General features: G+C 70.0%; 11 protein-coding genes. 6 read left to right on the top strand and 5 right to left on the bottom strand.

Features of this window, described 5'->3' with window-relative positions; genetic code table 11:
* Positions 1 to 216 precede the first annotated feature (216 nt).
* From CJ197_RS07650 to CJ197_RS07625, 6 genes are all read left to right on the top strand, one after another.
* Entirely contained in the window at positions 217 to 1,725 is a 1,509-nt protein-coding gene (locus CJ197_RS07650) for an HNH endonuclease signature motif containing protein (protein WP_102236147.1), read from the top strand.
* 88 nt (positions 1,726 to 1,813) lie between these two features.
* Positions 1,814 to 3,526, top strand: a complete 1,713-nt coding sequence (locus tag CJ197_RS07645) for an inorganic phosphate transporter (protein ID WP_158239408.1) — start codon at positions 1,814 to 1,816, stop codon at positions 3,524 to 3,526.
* Between the two features lie 273 nt (positions 3,527 to 3,799).
* Entirely contained in the window at positions 3,800 to 5,416 is a 1,617-nt protein-coding gene (locus tag CJ197_RS07640; protein WP_102236146.1) for an inorganic phosphate transporter, read from the top strand.
* Between the two features lie 81 nt (positions 5,417 to 5,497).
* A complete protein-coding gene (locus CJ197_RS07635) occupies positions 5,498 to 6,547 on the top strand; it encodes a ribonuclease HI family protein (RefSeq protein ID WP_102236145.1) in 1,050 nt (349 codons plus the stop codon).
* A complete protein-coding gene (locus tag CJ197_RS07630) occupies positions 6,544 to 7,326 on the top strand; it encodes a hypothetical protein (RefSeq protein ID WP_146007728.1) in 783 nt (260 codons plus the stop codon). Before CJ197_RS07635 ends, CJ197_RS07630 begins: the two co-directional genes overlap by 4 nt.
* A gap of 151 nt (positions 7,327 to 7,477) precedes the next feature.
* The gene (locus tag CJ197_RS07625; RefSeq protein ID WP_102236143.1) at positions 7,478 to 8,077 is read left to right on the top strand and encodes a DUF4031 domain-containing protein; all 600 of its coding nucleotides are present in this window, start codon (positions 7,478 to 7,480) and stop codon (positions 8,075 to 8,077) included.
* On the opposite strand, the gene CJ197_RS07620 is transcribed toward CJ197_RS07625, so the two are convergent.
* From CJ197_RS07620 to CJ197_RS07600, 5 genes are all read right to left on the bottom strand, one after another.
* Positions 8,019 to 9,611 (bottom strand): HAMP domain-containing sensor histidine kinase, encoded by a 1,593-nt coding sequence (locus tag CJ197_RS07620; RefSeq protein ID WP_102236142.1) that lies wholly within the window; start codon positions 9,609 to 9,611, stop codon positions 8,019 to 8,021. The genes CJ197_RS07625 and CJ197_RS07620 overlap by 59 nt on opposite strands.
* 4 nt (positions 9,612 to 9,615) lie before the next feature.
* The gene (locus CJ197_RS07615) at positions 9,616 to 10,335 is read right to left on the bottom strand and encodes a response regulator transcription factor (RefSeq protein ID WP_102236141.1); all 720 of its coding nucleotides are present in this window, start codon (positions 10,333 to 10,335) and stop codon (positions 9,616 to 9,618) included.
* 73 nt (positions 10,336 to 10,408) lie between these two features.
* The gene (locus tag CJ197_RS07610; protein WP_102236140.1) at positions 10,409 to 10,867 is read right to left on the bottom strand and encodes a lipopolysaccharide assembly LapA domain-containing protein; all 459 of its coding nucleotides are present in this window, start codon (positions 10,865 to 10,867) and stop codon (positions 10,409 to 10,411) included.
* Positions 10,868 to 10,948: 81 nt separating this feature from the next.
* A complete protein-coding gene (locus CJ197_RS07605) occupies positions 10,949 to 12,610 on the bottom strand; it encodes a DNA repair helicase XPB (RefSeq protein WP_102236139.1) in 1,662 nt (553 codons plus the stop codon).
* 4 nt (positions 12,611 to 12,614) lie between these two features.
* Positions 12,615 to 13,382 (bottom strand): hypothetical protein, encoded by a 768-nt coding sequence (locus tag CJ197_RS07600; protein WP_146007727.1) that lies wholly within the window; start codon positions 13,380 to 13,382, stop codon positions 12,615 to 12,617.
* Positions 13,383 to 13,421: the final 39 nt, after the last annotated feature.

The raw sequence follows: 13,421 nt of genomic DNA, 5'->3' as shown, positions 1-13,421 counted from the left end.
TGGAGGTGTTCGGAAAGGCTCGATGTGGCGCCGGAAAGGGGGTGCGTGATGGGACTCGATGATGTACAGCCGGGCAGAGCTGGTTCGCGGCCGGTGAGCCGCGGCGAGAGCGCGTCGCGTGTCCCGCGTACGGGTGGGCGCGGGAAGGATACGGCGGCCGCTCCCGCTGGCCCTCCGCGCAGGATCATCCGTGGGCGCGGCGCCACCACGCCCGCGATGGCCGCGGTACGCTCCGGCTCGGAGGCGGACTGTGATGAAGCCCAGCTCATGGTCCGGGTGCAGGAACGCCGTCGCCTCGGCGGCACCCTCTACGCCGAAGAGGTCCGGGACCTGGCGCTGCTGTGGACCGTGGACGACGACCATCCCGGTGAGGCGGATGAGCTGGCGGTCAACTGTCTGATCGCTGCAGCTGGTTTGCGTTCCAAGGTGGGGCGTGCGGAGGGGAAGCTGCGCGATGCTGTGCAGGCCACCCGGGACCTGCCCCTGTGCCTGGATCTCGTCGCGGGTGGTGTGTTGCCGGTGGAGTGGTTTGAGTGGTTGATCCGCTCCACGCGTCGCCTCGAGCCTGAGCAGCGTCGTCAGGTTGATGACGTGGTCGCTGAGTGGGACCTCGCCGGGATCGACGTGAACCGCTTCTACCGCGAGCTACGCATACTCATCGCATGGTTCGGTGCTGGCCTGCAGCAGGAGCACCCCACCCAGCAGCGCAATGTCGAGGTGTTCACCTCCCCAGACATGGACGGCACCGCGTGCCTGCAGGTCACCGGCCCCGTCCCGGAGATCACCGCACTCGGCCACCGACTCGACGCCGCCGCCCGCGCCGTCCAGATGGCGCAGCGCCAGGCACTGGCCGCGGACGAATCTGACCTCCCGTTCGATGTGTTCGGCACCGTTGCGGAGACCGGCAGGCCTATGAGTCTCGCGGCGCTGCGTTACGCGATCCTGACCCGCACCGCGTTCGGGACCGACGGTATTGAGGTGCCCGAGTCCGGGTTCCGGATCAACGTGACCGTGCCCGTGATGACGCTGCTCGGTCAGTCCGAGGCTCCGGGTGAGGTGGATGGGGCGCATCCGATCCCGCCCGCCATGGCCCGTGACCTCGTGGTGAACGCCCCGGTGTTCCACCGGGTGCTGACCGATCCCGTGGACGGCTCGTTCCTGCCGCGGGCGGCGAAGACCTATCAGGTGAGTCGGTCGATGCAGGAGTTGCTGCGGCAGATCGACCCGATCTGCGCAGTCCCCGGGTGCAGCACCATCGTCACCACCAGCGGCGAAACGGACCACATCGAAGAATTCGACCACCAGCATCCAGACCGTGGTGGCCCCACCAGTCCGGAGAACCTCCACCGGCTCTGCTACAGCCATCACCGGCTCAAAACCCTCGGGCTCATCGACCCGATCCGCGACCCCAACACCGGGGTGACCACGTGGACTGCCCGCACCCGCGGACGCAGCCGCCCCTTGACCGAGACCGCACGCAACACCGACCTCGTCACCCGCGAGCTCGGCGACCACCTGCGCGTCGTGTGGAACTCCTACCTCGAACGCGAGGAAGACGCCCACCGCCGAGCACGGGGAGAGGCGAGCGGAGGCGAGGCGAGCGGATGTGGGACGGGAAATGACGAGGGCGGTTCGGTGACGGGTGAACCAGGCAGTGACGAACCAGCCGCAGGCCCACCCGGTCCCGCCACCCCGCTCTACGACCCCGAGAATCCGCCCTACTGACGGTTCCTCCCGGGCGCCGCGCGCAACTCCCAATCGGCCTATTCACCTCACATTCACCGGCGCGCCACCCGGCAGTAAGGTGTTCCTCGTGTCTGTCTCCGCACCGCCCGAGCACACGTCCTCCACCGCGTCCGAGGATCCGGCCCCGTCCGGTGCTGTATCGGACCGGACCTGGCATCTCACCTTCGCAGTCCTGCTCGCGGTCAGCGTCATCGCCTTCACCCTGTGGGCCCACGGCCAGCTGCCCGGGTCGGCACCTCGGGTGGTCCTCATCCTCACCGTCGTGTTCGGCCTGTTCATGGCCTTCAACATCGGCGGCAACGACGTCGCCAACTCCTTCGGCACCTCTGTCGGCGCCGGCACCCTCACCATGAAGCAGGCGCTGCTGGTCGCCGCCGTCTTCGAGGTCGGCGGCGCGGTCATCGCCGGGGGCGCCGTCACCGAAACCGTCCGCAGCGGCATCGTCAACCTCGAGGTCCTCCACCTGTCCGCGCCGGACTTCGCCATCATCATGATGTCCGCGCTGCTCGGCGCCGCCATCTGGCTGCTCATCGCCACCCGCCGCGGCTGGCCCGTCTCCACCACCCACTCGATCGTCGGCGGCATCGTCGGCGGTTCCCTGTCCCTCGGATTCCTGACCGGTCAGGGCGGTCTCGAGATGGTGCAGTGGGGGAAGATCGGCCAGATCGTCAGCTCCTGGTTCCTCTCCCCGCTGCTCGGCGGGATCATCGCCTATCTCCTCTACACCGTCATCAAGCGCGGGATCCTGCGCTACGACGCGATGGCGGAGGAGAACCTCGACGCGATCGGCCGCGAACGCAAGAACGGAGCCCAGGGTCCCCGGCCCGCCTTCGAGCGCCTCGGCGAGATCCAGCACCGCACCTCCTCGGCGACCCGCGCCGACCTCATCGAAGATGAGACGCTCTCCGTCTCCGGGGACGCGAACGCGCCAGCCACCGCCGTCGACCCCACCGCGGCGCCCGCCACCAGCATGGACTCCGCTGCCGCATCCGCCGCCCTCGCGACCAGCACCCTGGATGACGAGCAGTCGGCCTCACCGACCTCCGCGACAGCCCCGGTCGACGCCGCTGCGCACCGGGCCCTCGAGCTGTGGGTGCCCCTGCTGGCTGCCCTCGGCGCGGTCGTCATCACCGCGATGATGCTGTTCAAGGGCCTGTCCAACATCGGTCTCGAGCTCGAGGCCGCGCCCGGCATCACCCTCATGGTCATGATCGCCGCGGGTGTGTGGATGGCCGTGTTCATGCTGGCCCGTACGCTGCGCCGCACCTCCCCGGCCCGCTCCACATTCTTCCTGTTCAGCTGGATGCAGGTGTTCACCGCTTGCGCCTTCGCCTTCAGCCACGGTGCCAACGACATCGCTAATGCCGTGGGACCGTTCGCCGCTGTGTTCGACGTCCTGCGTACCGGCGAGATCGCCGACGAGGCCGTGATCCCCGCGCCGCTGCTCATCGCCGCGGGCGTCGCCCTCGTCGCGGGACTGTGGTTCGTGGGTCGGCGCGTCATCACCACCGTCGGCTCCGGACTCACCCGCATCCACCCCGCCAGCGGATTCGCCGCCGAGCTGTCCGCCGCCGCCGTGGTGCTGGCCGCTTCCGTGCTGGGCCTGCCGGTCTCCTCCACACACATCCTCATCGGCGCCGTGCTGGGAGTGGGGCTCGTCAACCGAGCCGCGAACTGGAAGCTCATGAAGCCGATCGCGATGGCTTGGGTGATCACCGTGCCCGCCGCCGCGGTCATCGGCGCCCTCGGGGTGCTGGTGCTGCGCGCCGTGCTGGGGTGACACTCCCCGCGGCCGTCATCGCCCGGCGCGCAGAGGATCCAACCACGAAAGGGACTCAGATGACCGGGCGCGTGCATAGTGCAGGCGGCCGGTCATCTGAGTGCCGTTCGTGGAACGGGGGGCCGACTCGACCCCGGTCCCTCGACTCGACCCCGACCCCTTGTCGACTCGTCACCTGAACGTCACCTGAGGGCAAACTGGCGGGGCGACGGTAGCGGGGTCCGTCCACCACCACCCTGCTGAGCAGGGTCGGCCGCCGCCGGAGGTGACCTCATGTCCGCACCCGCCCCGTCAACCGCCCCGCCCGTCCAGGGAGCCCCAGGTACCTCGAACGACATCTGGTGGCACGTCGTGTTCGGCTCACTGCTGCTGGCCGCCCTCGTGGGATTCGGCTTCTGGGCCATAGGCGAGCTGCCGGCCACGGCGCCGCTGGGCATCCTCACGGTGACCGTCCTGTTCGGCATGTTCATGGCCTTCAACATCGGCGGCAACGATGTCGCCAACTCCTTCGGCACCTCCGTCGGCGCCGGCACCCTCACCATGAAACAGGCGCTGCTGGTCGCCGCCGTGTTCGAGGTGGGTGGCGCGGTCATCGCCGGTGGTGAGGTGACCGAGACCGTGCGCAGCGGCATCGTGGACCTCGAGGCCATGCACCTGGAGCCGATGGACTTCGCGTTCATCATGATGGCCGCGCTGTTGGGCGCCGCGGTCTGGCTGCTGATCGCCACCCAGCGCGGCTGGCCGGTCTCCACCACCCACTCCATCGTCGGCGGCATCGTGGGCGGGTCGCTCGCACTCGGCTTCACCACCGGCCAGGGCGGGTGGAACGTGGTCCAGTGGGGCGAGATCGGCCAGATCGTCATCTCCTGGTTCCTGTCCCCGCTGCTCGGCGGCATCCTTGCCTATCTGCTGTTCGGCGCCATCAAACGCGGGATCCTGCGCTACAACGAGGAGGCCGACCAGCAGCTGCGGGATATCAAGCGCCAGCGGATCGAGCACCGCGACCGCCACAAGGCCGCCTTCGAGCGGCTCGATGAGCTCCAGCAGATCGCGTACACCAACGCCATGGCGCGGGACGCCGTGGTGGTCAGCTCCGAGGACGGCTTTGACCGCGACGAGCTGGAGAGCGACTACTACCGCGAGCTCTACGAGATCCAGGACCGGCGCGACGAGGTCGATGCGCACCGCGCCCTCGAGGTGTGGGTGCCGCTGCTGGCCGCCTTCGGTGCTGTGGTCATCACCTCGATGCTGCTGTTCAAGGGTCTGTCCAACATGGGGCTGGACTTCACGCCCGTCTCCTCCGTGCTGCTGATGCTGATGATCGGCGCGGCCGTGTGGCTGGCCGTGTTCATCATCGCCAAGACCCTCAAGCGCACCGCCCTGTCGCGGTCCACCTTCCTGCTGTTCAGCTGGATGCAGGTGTTCACCGCCTGCGCCTTCGCCTTCAGCCACGGCTCCAACGACATCGCCAACGCAGTGGGACCGTTCGCCGCCGTGTTCGACGTCCTGCGCACCGAAACGATCAACGCCGAGGCGGCAGTTCCGGCACCGCTGATGCTCGCCTCCGGCATCGCGCTCGTGTGCGGGCTGTGGTTCGTGGGCCGCAAGGTCATCGCGACCGTCGGCACCGGCCTCACGACGATGCATCCCGCCAGCGGATTCGCGGCCGAACTCTCCGCTGCGGCGGTCGTCATGACCGCCTCTGTGCTGGGCCTGCCCGTCTCCTCCACGCACATCCTCATCGGCGCGGTGCTGGGTGTCGGGCTTGTCAACCGGGCCGCGAACTGGAACCTCATGAAGCCGATCGCCATGGCTTGGGTGATCACCGTGCCCGCCGCCGCGGTTATCGGCGCTGTCGGGGTGCTGGTGCTGCGCGCCGTGCTGGGGTGACATTGCTGGCGCAGCCGGGATCCCCCGTGGTCGCGACCACTGCGAATCCGGTGCCGACCTCGCAGATGACATGATCTCTGCATGAGCATCACCGCAGCGGCCGACGGCTCCGCCCTCGGCAACCCCGGACCCGCCGGCTGGGCCTGGTACATCGACGAGGACACTTGGCGCGCCGGCGGCTGGCCCCACGGCACCAACAACATGGGCGAGCTGAAAGCCGTGCTGGACCTGCTCGAAGCCACCGCGGTCGATGCCGACCAGCACCTGCTGATCCTGTGCGATAGCCAGTACGTCATCAACTCGGTCACGAAGTGGATGCCGGGCTGGAAGCGCAAGGGCTGGCGCAAGAAGGACGGCAAGCCCGTGCTGAACCGCGAGCTGCTGCAGGCGATCGACCGGGCGCTCTCGGGCCGCAGCGTCGAGTTCGAGTGGGTCAAGGGCCACGCTGGGCACGCCATGAATGAAGCTGCGGACCGCCGTGCGCTTGCTGCCGCGACCGCGTACTCCAAGGGCCAGGACCCGCAGGTCGGGCCCGGGTACAGGGGGAGCGGGTCGGCTGGAGAAGGACCGACGGGGTTCGCGGACGCGTCCCGCACCGAGACCTCGCCCCGCACCATGACCGCCCCCCGCGCTGCTGCGGATGAGGCCGACGACCTGCTGTCCCTCCTCGCTGCACCGGAGGACGACCCCGCCCCCGCCACCTGCTCGACCGCCGTGGAGGAGACGGAATGGGTGGCCGATGCCCCCGGCGCGAGCGCCCTCGAGCAGGTCACCACGCGTGAGCTCGCGCTGCTCTCCGATGCCCTGCGCGCTGACCCGCCAAGCGCCGCGGAGCTGCTGCACCCCAAGGCCACCGAGATCGGAGCGAACGGCCGCGTCGCGGATCGCGAGGAGATCCTCGCGGCCCTCGCACCCGTCCTGGGCCTCGAGGCACACGACCTCGTGGCCGACGAGATCGCCCCCGGCGTGATCCTGCTGCGATACACCACGACCACCCCGGCAGGCTGCAGCGAGCGCGCCTCGATCTGGGTCCGCCACCGCGGCCGCTGGCTGCTGCGCCACCACCAGGGCACGCCCGTCGGCACCGGGCGCGAGGGAGGCACCGGGCGCGAGGGAGGCGACGCCCGATGACACGCCGCCCCACTCCCGCGAGTGCACCGAAACGTGCCGGAATCGCCACGAATCGGCGCACTCGGCGGACGCGATCGGCGTGGCGCGCGGGAGATACGGACAGGCTGCACGCCCGCTCGACGTTGCTCCTGCTCGGCGGCTGCCTCGGGATCCTCGCCCTCGCCCTGTTCACGGCGGCCTCGAGCCCCGTGGCTCTGCTGGTGATCTGGGCGGCGCTCGGCTGGTACCGGCACGGCCGCATCGGCCCGCCGCTGGTGGAATTCCCGCCCGAGGAGATCTCCGCGCAGTTGCGCGAGCGCCTGCGGCTGATCGGGCTCGAGCACGCCGCTGTGCTCGGCACCCTCGTGCTCACGGGCGTGATCACGATGCTGCGCGGCATCGAGATGACCCACCCCGCCGGGCTGCTCGGACTCTCTGCCGACCCGGGCGAGCCGCCGTGGCGCGTGCTGCTGCTCAGCGTGCTGTTCACCGGCGCGAACCTCGTGCTCACCGCGCTCACCGTGGGCGGGGACTGCACGGTCCGGCGCCCCGCCGGCAGCATGGCGCTGCTGAGCATCCTCATGACCGCTCTGTGGGGCATCGCGCTGGCCGCGGTGCTGCTGCTCCCGGTGCTGCTGATCGACGAACCGGTGGCAGGCACGGTGCCGATCCTGCTCGCCGCCGCCGCGTTCACAATCACGCTCGCTCTGCTGCCCGCGTGGATCAGAAGCTGGTCACGCGAGGCCCACACTGAGCGCGAACTGGAGCTCGAGCTACAGCGGGCGTTGAAGCACCCGTGACCCGCCGCAGCCACGACACGCCGCCCCAGCCCCGCGAGTGCACCGAAACGTGCCGGAATCGCCACGAATCGGTGCACTCGGCGGGCATGATCGGCGTGGCGTGTGGGGGTGCGGGGGCACGGGGCGCTGCGACGCCGAGGGGTGATCACCCATGACCGTCTACGCCGACACCCCGCGCTGGCCCCGCCACGGCACCGTGTGGGGGCACCTGATCTCGGATACCTCCCTCGAGGAGCTGCATGAGGCCGCCGCCCGCGCGGGGCTGCCTCCGCGCGCCTTCGACCTGGACCACTACGACTGGCCCCTCGAGCGCCGCGCCGACCTCGAGGCCGCGGGCGTCACGTTCGTCGGAGACCGGGAGCTGACTCGCCTGCTGCTCGCTTCCCCCCTGCGGATCCGCGGCCGGGACCGCCCCGCGGCGCGCGCCACCCGCTCCGCTGAGCACGCTGCTGACCTGGGGCTGCACCCGGTGCCGACGGACCTCATTGTCGGGCCCTACGGTCACGTGGACCCGCTGCCGCCCCAGGACACAGCCCCGCCCGGCGCCTTCCGCCTCACCCGCGATGACCCCGCCGCGCCGCCGCGCCTCGAGCACCATGACCACGCCGGGCGCACCGCCGCGCTCGCTTTCCTCGAGCACCTGGATACCCTCTCCCGCGAGCGCGGTCAGGCGGGCTTCATCGGCCAGGTGCTCAGCGTGCCTCGGGACTCGTCGGGCCCGACGTGGGGGAGGCGGGCCGACGGGGCGTGATCGCCCGGATCTGATCGGGCACCACCCGCTCGCCCGTCGGCACCTCGCAGCCCATCAGCTCCACCCAGAACGTCGCCCCGCCGCCCGGTGTTTCCGAGACGCCGATCCGCCCCTTGTGCTGGGCCACGATCGTCGCCGCGATCGACAGCCCCAGCCCCGCGCCGCCGCCCTGCGAGGCCGAGCGGGCCCGTGAGGAATCGGTGCGGTAGAAGCGCTCGAACACCTTCTTCCGCTGGTCATCGTCGATTCCCGCACCGTGGTCGCGGATCTCGATGCGCACCTTCTCCGGGGAGGTGTAGCCCACCGCGATCTCCACCGGCGAACCCTTGGGGGTGTGGCGGTTCGCATTGCCCACCAGGTTCAGGATCACCTGCCGCAGCGAAGCCTCATCGCCGTGCACCCCGATCGCCACATGCGGCTGCACCGTCAGCGGCGTGCCCGACAGCGACACCACCATCACCTGCCGCTCCGGATCCAGGGCCCGCAGATCCTGCGCGGCGTCGAACAGCGCATCGGTCAGATCCACCGGCCGCAGCTCCAGATCCGGGTTCTCATCCAGTCGGGCGAGCCGCAGCAGGTTCTCCACTAGCGAGCCCATCCGCCGCGCCTCATCTTCGATGCGCCGCATCGCCGAGGCGACATCCTCCTCGGTGCGCAGCGCCCCCATCCGATGCAGTTCCCCGAAGCCCCGGATCGCCGCGAGCGGGGTGCGCAGCTCATGGGACGCATCGCCCACGAAGCGTCGCATCCGCGCCTCGGACCGGGTGGCGTGCTCCTCGGAGGCGGACTGCGCGGCGAAGGCCTGCTCGATCCGCAGCAGCATCTCGTTGAGGCTGAGCGCCAGGTCATGCACCTCAGCGCTCGTGTCTGTGACGGGCACGCGACGTGAGAGATCTCCTGCGGCGATCTGGCTGGCGGTCGCCTCCACATCCAGCAGCGGCTCGAGCGCCCGATGCGTCACCCAGCCGCCGAGCCCCATCCCCACGAGTACCACCAGTGTGCCGACCAGCACGATCACCAGCGCCATCTCACGCATCGTGCGATCCACGCCATCCAGCGGCAGTGCGACATAGACGCTGCCCTTCTGCGGTCCCGAGTTGAGCATCGCGACCACGCGCCAGCGGTTCTCCGCCGAATCCACCACCGTGAACGGTCGGCCCGCTCGGTCCAGGATCTGCTCATCGGACATCTGCGGGAACGGGATCGTCACAAAGCCGGGCCCGTAGTGCACCACAAGCTTCTCGATGCTGCGGCCCTGCGCATCGCGGATCTCCACCGCATACTCCACCGGCGTGCGGGGGCTGGTCTGCAGGACCTGGTCCTCATCGGCCAGCTCTGCCTGCGCCAGCGCTAGCATCTCGCCCATCCCGGCCTGCAGGCTGTTGTCCACCGACTGGATCAGGGTGCGGTTGAGCAGGAACAGCGACAAGCTGCCCGTGAGCACCGTCCCCAGCACCAGCAGCGCCGAGATCAGCGCGACGATCCGGGTCCACAGGGAGACCGGTCGCGCGCTGCGCAGGGTGGGCAGTGCCACCGCCTCAGGAGCCCTCGGCGGCGCGCAGCACGTAGCCGATGCCGCGCTTGGTGTGGATCATCGGCTCGCCCAGCACGTCCACCTTGCGCCGCAGGTAGGAGATGTAGGACTCGACGATCCCCACCTCGCCGGACCAGTCGTAGTCCCACACGTGGTCGAGGATCTGCGTCTTGGAGACGACGCGGCCGGCATTGAGCATGAGGTAGCGCAGGAGCTTGAACTCGGTGGGGGACAGCTCGATGTTCACATCCCCCCGATGCACCTCATGCGAATCCTCATCCAGCCGCAGATCGCCCACCACGAGCGCGGAGTCTCCGGTGGCCTCCTGTCCGCCGTGGGTGCGGCGCAGCACCGCGCGGATCCGCGCCACGACCTCCTCGAGGCTGAAGGGCTTGGTGACGTAGTCATCGCCGCCGACGGTCAGACCCGCCACCTTGTCCTGTGTCTCGTCCTTGGCGGTGAGGAACAGGATGGGGTACTGCTCGCCGCGGTCGCGCAGGCGGCGTGTGACGGTGAAACCGTCCATGTCCGGGAGCATCACATCGAGGACGACGAGGTCCGGTTGCTGCTCGGTGGCCTGCTTGATCGCCTCATTGCCGGTGGCTGCGGTGAACACCTCGAACCCGGCGAAGCGCAGGGAGGTGGCCAGCAGGTCGCGGATGTTCGGTTCGTCGTCGACGACGAGGAGACGGGCCTCGTAGTCCTGGGTGCTCTCGGTGCTCATGGCACCACCGTCCTCTGCTTGGATGGGAATCGGCTGAACGTCACCTGGATGCGCGTGACGGCTGGGGGAGTGCTCAGCGGATGGTGCGCTGAATCTTCTCCTGCTGCTTGCGCAGCTTGCGGATGGTCCAGCTCATCTGCACCATCCGCACCGAGCCCACGAGCGCCATGACCAGCGCGCCCGCGATCGCCGCCAGCAGCATCGCCACCCCGAGCGGAAGATCGAACTGGGCGCCGAAGTACTCGAAGTTCGCTGTGACGTTGTTCTGGATCACGAAGATCAGCAGCAGGATGAGGATGATCGCGCCCAGGATCAGGCCGATCCACATCCCCGCGGTGCGGCCACCGCTGGCGGGCACCTCGGAGACGGGCTCATGGCGCTCATCGCGCGCACGGTCCTCGCGCGCACGGTCCGACGGGCGCTCGTCCCGCGCACGGTCCGACGGGCGGTCATCGCGCGAGCGGCCATCACCCCGCGGGCGCTCCTCACGCGGAGGATCAGCGGGCCGGGTGCGGTCATCGGAAGAGGTCATCGCGCGCTCCTGAGGTGTGAGGGGGACGCCGCCGACGCGGCCGGGATGCTGGGGCCACTGTAGTGCGGGCCGGGCAGCAGGTCAGCGAGCGGGGCCGTTCGAGCCCGCCTCCAGGTCCTCCGCATCCACGATCGAGTACGCGTACCCCTGCTCGGCGAGGAAGCGCTGGCGGTGGGCGGCGAAGTCCTGATCCTGGGTGTCGCGCATGACCACCGTGTAGAAGTGGGCGCCGCGCCCATCGGCCTTGGGACGCAGCAGACGCCCCAGCCGCTGCGCCTCCTCCTGGCGCGAGCCGAACGTCCCGGAGACCTGCACCGCCACCGACGCCTCCGGCAGATCGATCGAGAAGTTCGCGACCTTCGAGACCACCAGGCGCGTGATCGTCCCGGCACGGAACGCCGCGAACAGCTCCTGACGGCGCCTCACCGGGGTCTTGCCCGTGATGAGGTCTGCGCCCAGGCGCTCGGCGATCTCCTCCAGCTGATCGAGGTACTGGCCGATCACGAGCAGCGGCTCCCCGGCATGCCGGGCCGCGATGCGCTCCACCACGTGGATCTTCGCCCCATGCGCAGCGCCCAGGCGCGCCCGATCGCTCGGCTCAGCCATCGCGTAGGCCATCCGATCAGCGGCCGGCAGATCCACCCGCACCTCGGTGCACGCCGCGGGGGCGATGTATCCCTGCGCCTCGAGGTCCTTCCACGGCGCGTCATACCGTTTGGGGCCGATCAGGGAGAACACCTCACCCTCCCGGCCGTCCTCCCGCACCAGCGTGGCGGTCAGCCCCAGGCGCCGACGGGCCTGCAGGTCCGCGGTCATGCGGAACACCGGGGCGGGCAGCAGATGCACCTCGTCGTAGATGATCAGCCCCCAGTCCCGGGCACTGATCAGCTCCAGGTGCGGGTGGACGCCGCGGCGCTTCATCGTCAGCACCTGGTAGGTCGCGATCGTCACCGGCCGCAGCTCCTTGCGGTCCCCCGAGTACTCGCCGATCTCCGCCTCCGTCAGCGAGGTGCGCGCCAGCAGCTCATCGCGCCACTGCCGGGCGGAGACCGTCGAGGTGGCGAGGATCAGGGTGGTGCGCCCGAGTGCCGCCATCGCGCCGGCGCCGACGAGGGTCTTGCCCGCCCCGCAGGGGAGGACCACCACGCCGGAGCCGCCGTGGGTGAAGCCGTCCACGGCCTCGCGCTGATAGGGCCGCAGCTGCCAGTCCTGCTCATCCAGCGTGATCGGGTGCGCAGCGCCATCGACGTACCCGGCCAGGTCCTCCACGGGCCGCGAGAGCTTCAACAGCGCCTGCTTCAGGGCGCCCCGCTGCGACGGTGCCACCCGCACCCGCCGCTCATCCAGGCGTGCGCCGAGCAGCTCGGCGACCTTCCGTGCCCGCCGCACCTCCTCGAGGTCCGCCGGCTCGGCGGCCTCCAGCACGAGGCCCTCGCGCGGGGTGGACACCAGACGCAGCCGACCGTAGCGCGCCATCGTCTCGGCCACATCCAGCAGCAAGGCATGCGGCACCGGGTAGCGGGAATGATCCACGAGCGCCGCGACCACGGTCTCCGCGTCATACCCTGCAGCCCGGGCATTCCACAGCCCCAGATCCGTGATCCGGTAGGTGTGCACATGCTCCGGGGCTCGCTCCAGCTCCGCGAAGGCCGCGATCGCCAGGCGCGCCGCATGGGCGCGCGGATGATCCACCTCCAGCAGCAGCGACTTATCGCTCTGGACGATCAGGGGGCCGTCGGACATCAGATCAGGCCGCCGCGAGGTCCGGCAGCTCCCGGCCCTGCAGACGCTCGTACAGCCCCAGCATCAGCAGCATCCCGAAGGGCACCACCACCAGGGCCCCGATCAACGTCATCGAGGCAACGGACATCGCCACGGAGTAGATGAGATACCCCAGGAGCGTGATCCCCAGGTTCTGCTTCACCAGGGTGAAGGACTCCTTCAGCGCCGCACCCACGGAGGCGCCGCGCAGCGCGGCGGGGATCGCGTAGAAGGTCAGCACCGCCGCGATGATGCCCGGCAGGTACAGCAGGATCGACCCCAGGACCACCAGCAGCGTCACCACCAGACTGGTGGCGATCACCCGCCCGGGGCCCGCGAGGCCCTGCCGGATGGTGGGCCTGTGGCCATCGGCCAGGACGGCGGACACGCGGGCCGCCCCGGACATCCACAGCATCGACACCAGACTCGAGAGCACAATCATCACCAGGGACCCCAGGAGGATGACGACCACCTCAACGGCGCCGGGCTCGCCGCCCCCGGAGCTCTCGACCATGGCGATGACCACCGCCATCAGCGCGACGAACGACCCGCCGATCACCAGGAACAGCAGGACCATGTGCACGACGGCGGGCACCAGGAACGCGGCGGCGCCGCGCAGCAGACCCCGGCCGGTGAAGCGCAGGGCCGCGCCGAGATCAGCGCTCAGATCGGTGCCCGGGGCGGGGCCGGGCTGCGGCGGCGCCGCGGGCTGCGAATGCGGGGCGGGGACGTGCGGTCCAGCAGGTGAGGTCACGGAGGCTCCAGGGGTCGCGGACATAGCCGTCCCTCAGCG

Source organism: Brachybacterium sp. UMB0905, from assembly GCF_002871795.1.
Taxonomy (GTDB): domain Bacteria; phylum Actinomycetota; class Actinomycetes; order Actinomycetales; family Dermabacteraceae; genus Brachybacterium.
The sequence above is the reverse complement of the archived record's forward strand: the minus strand, read 5'-3'. Positions and strand labels throughout refer to the sequence as shown.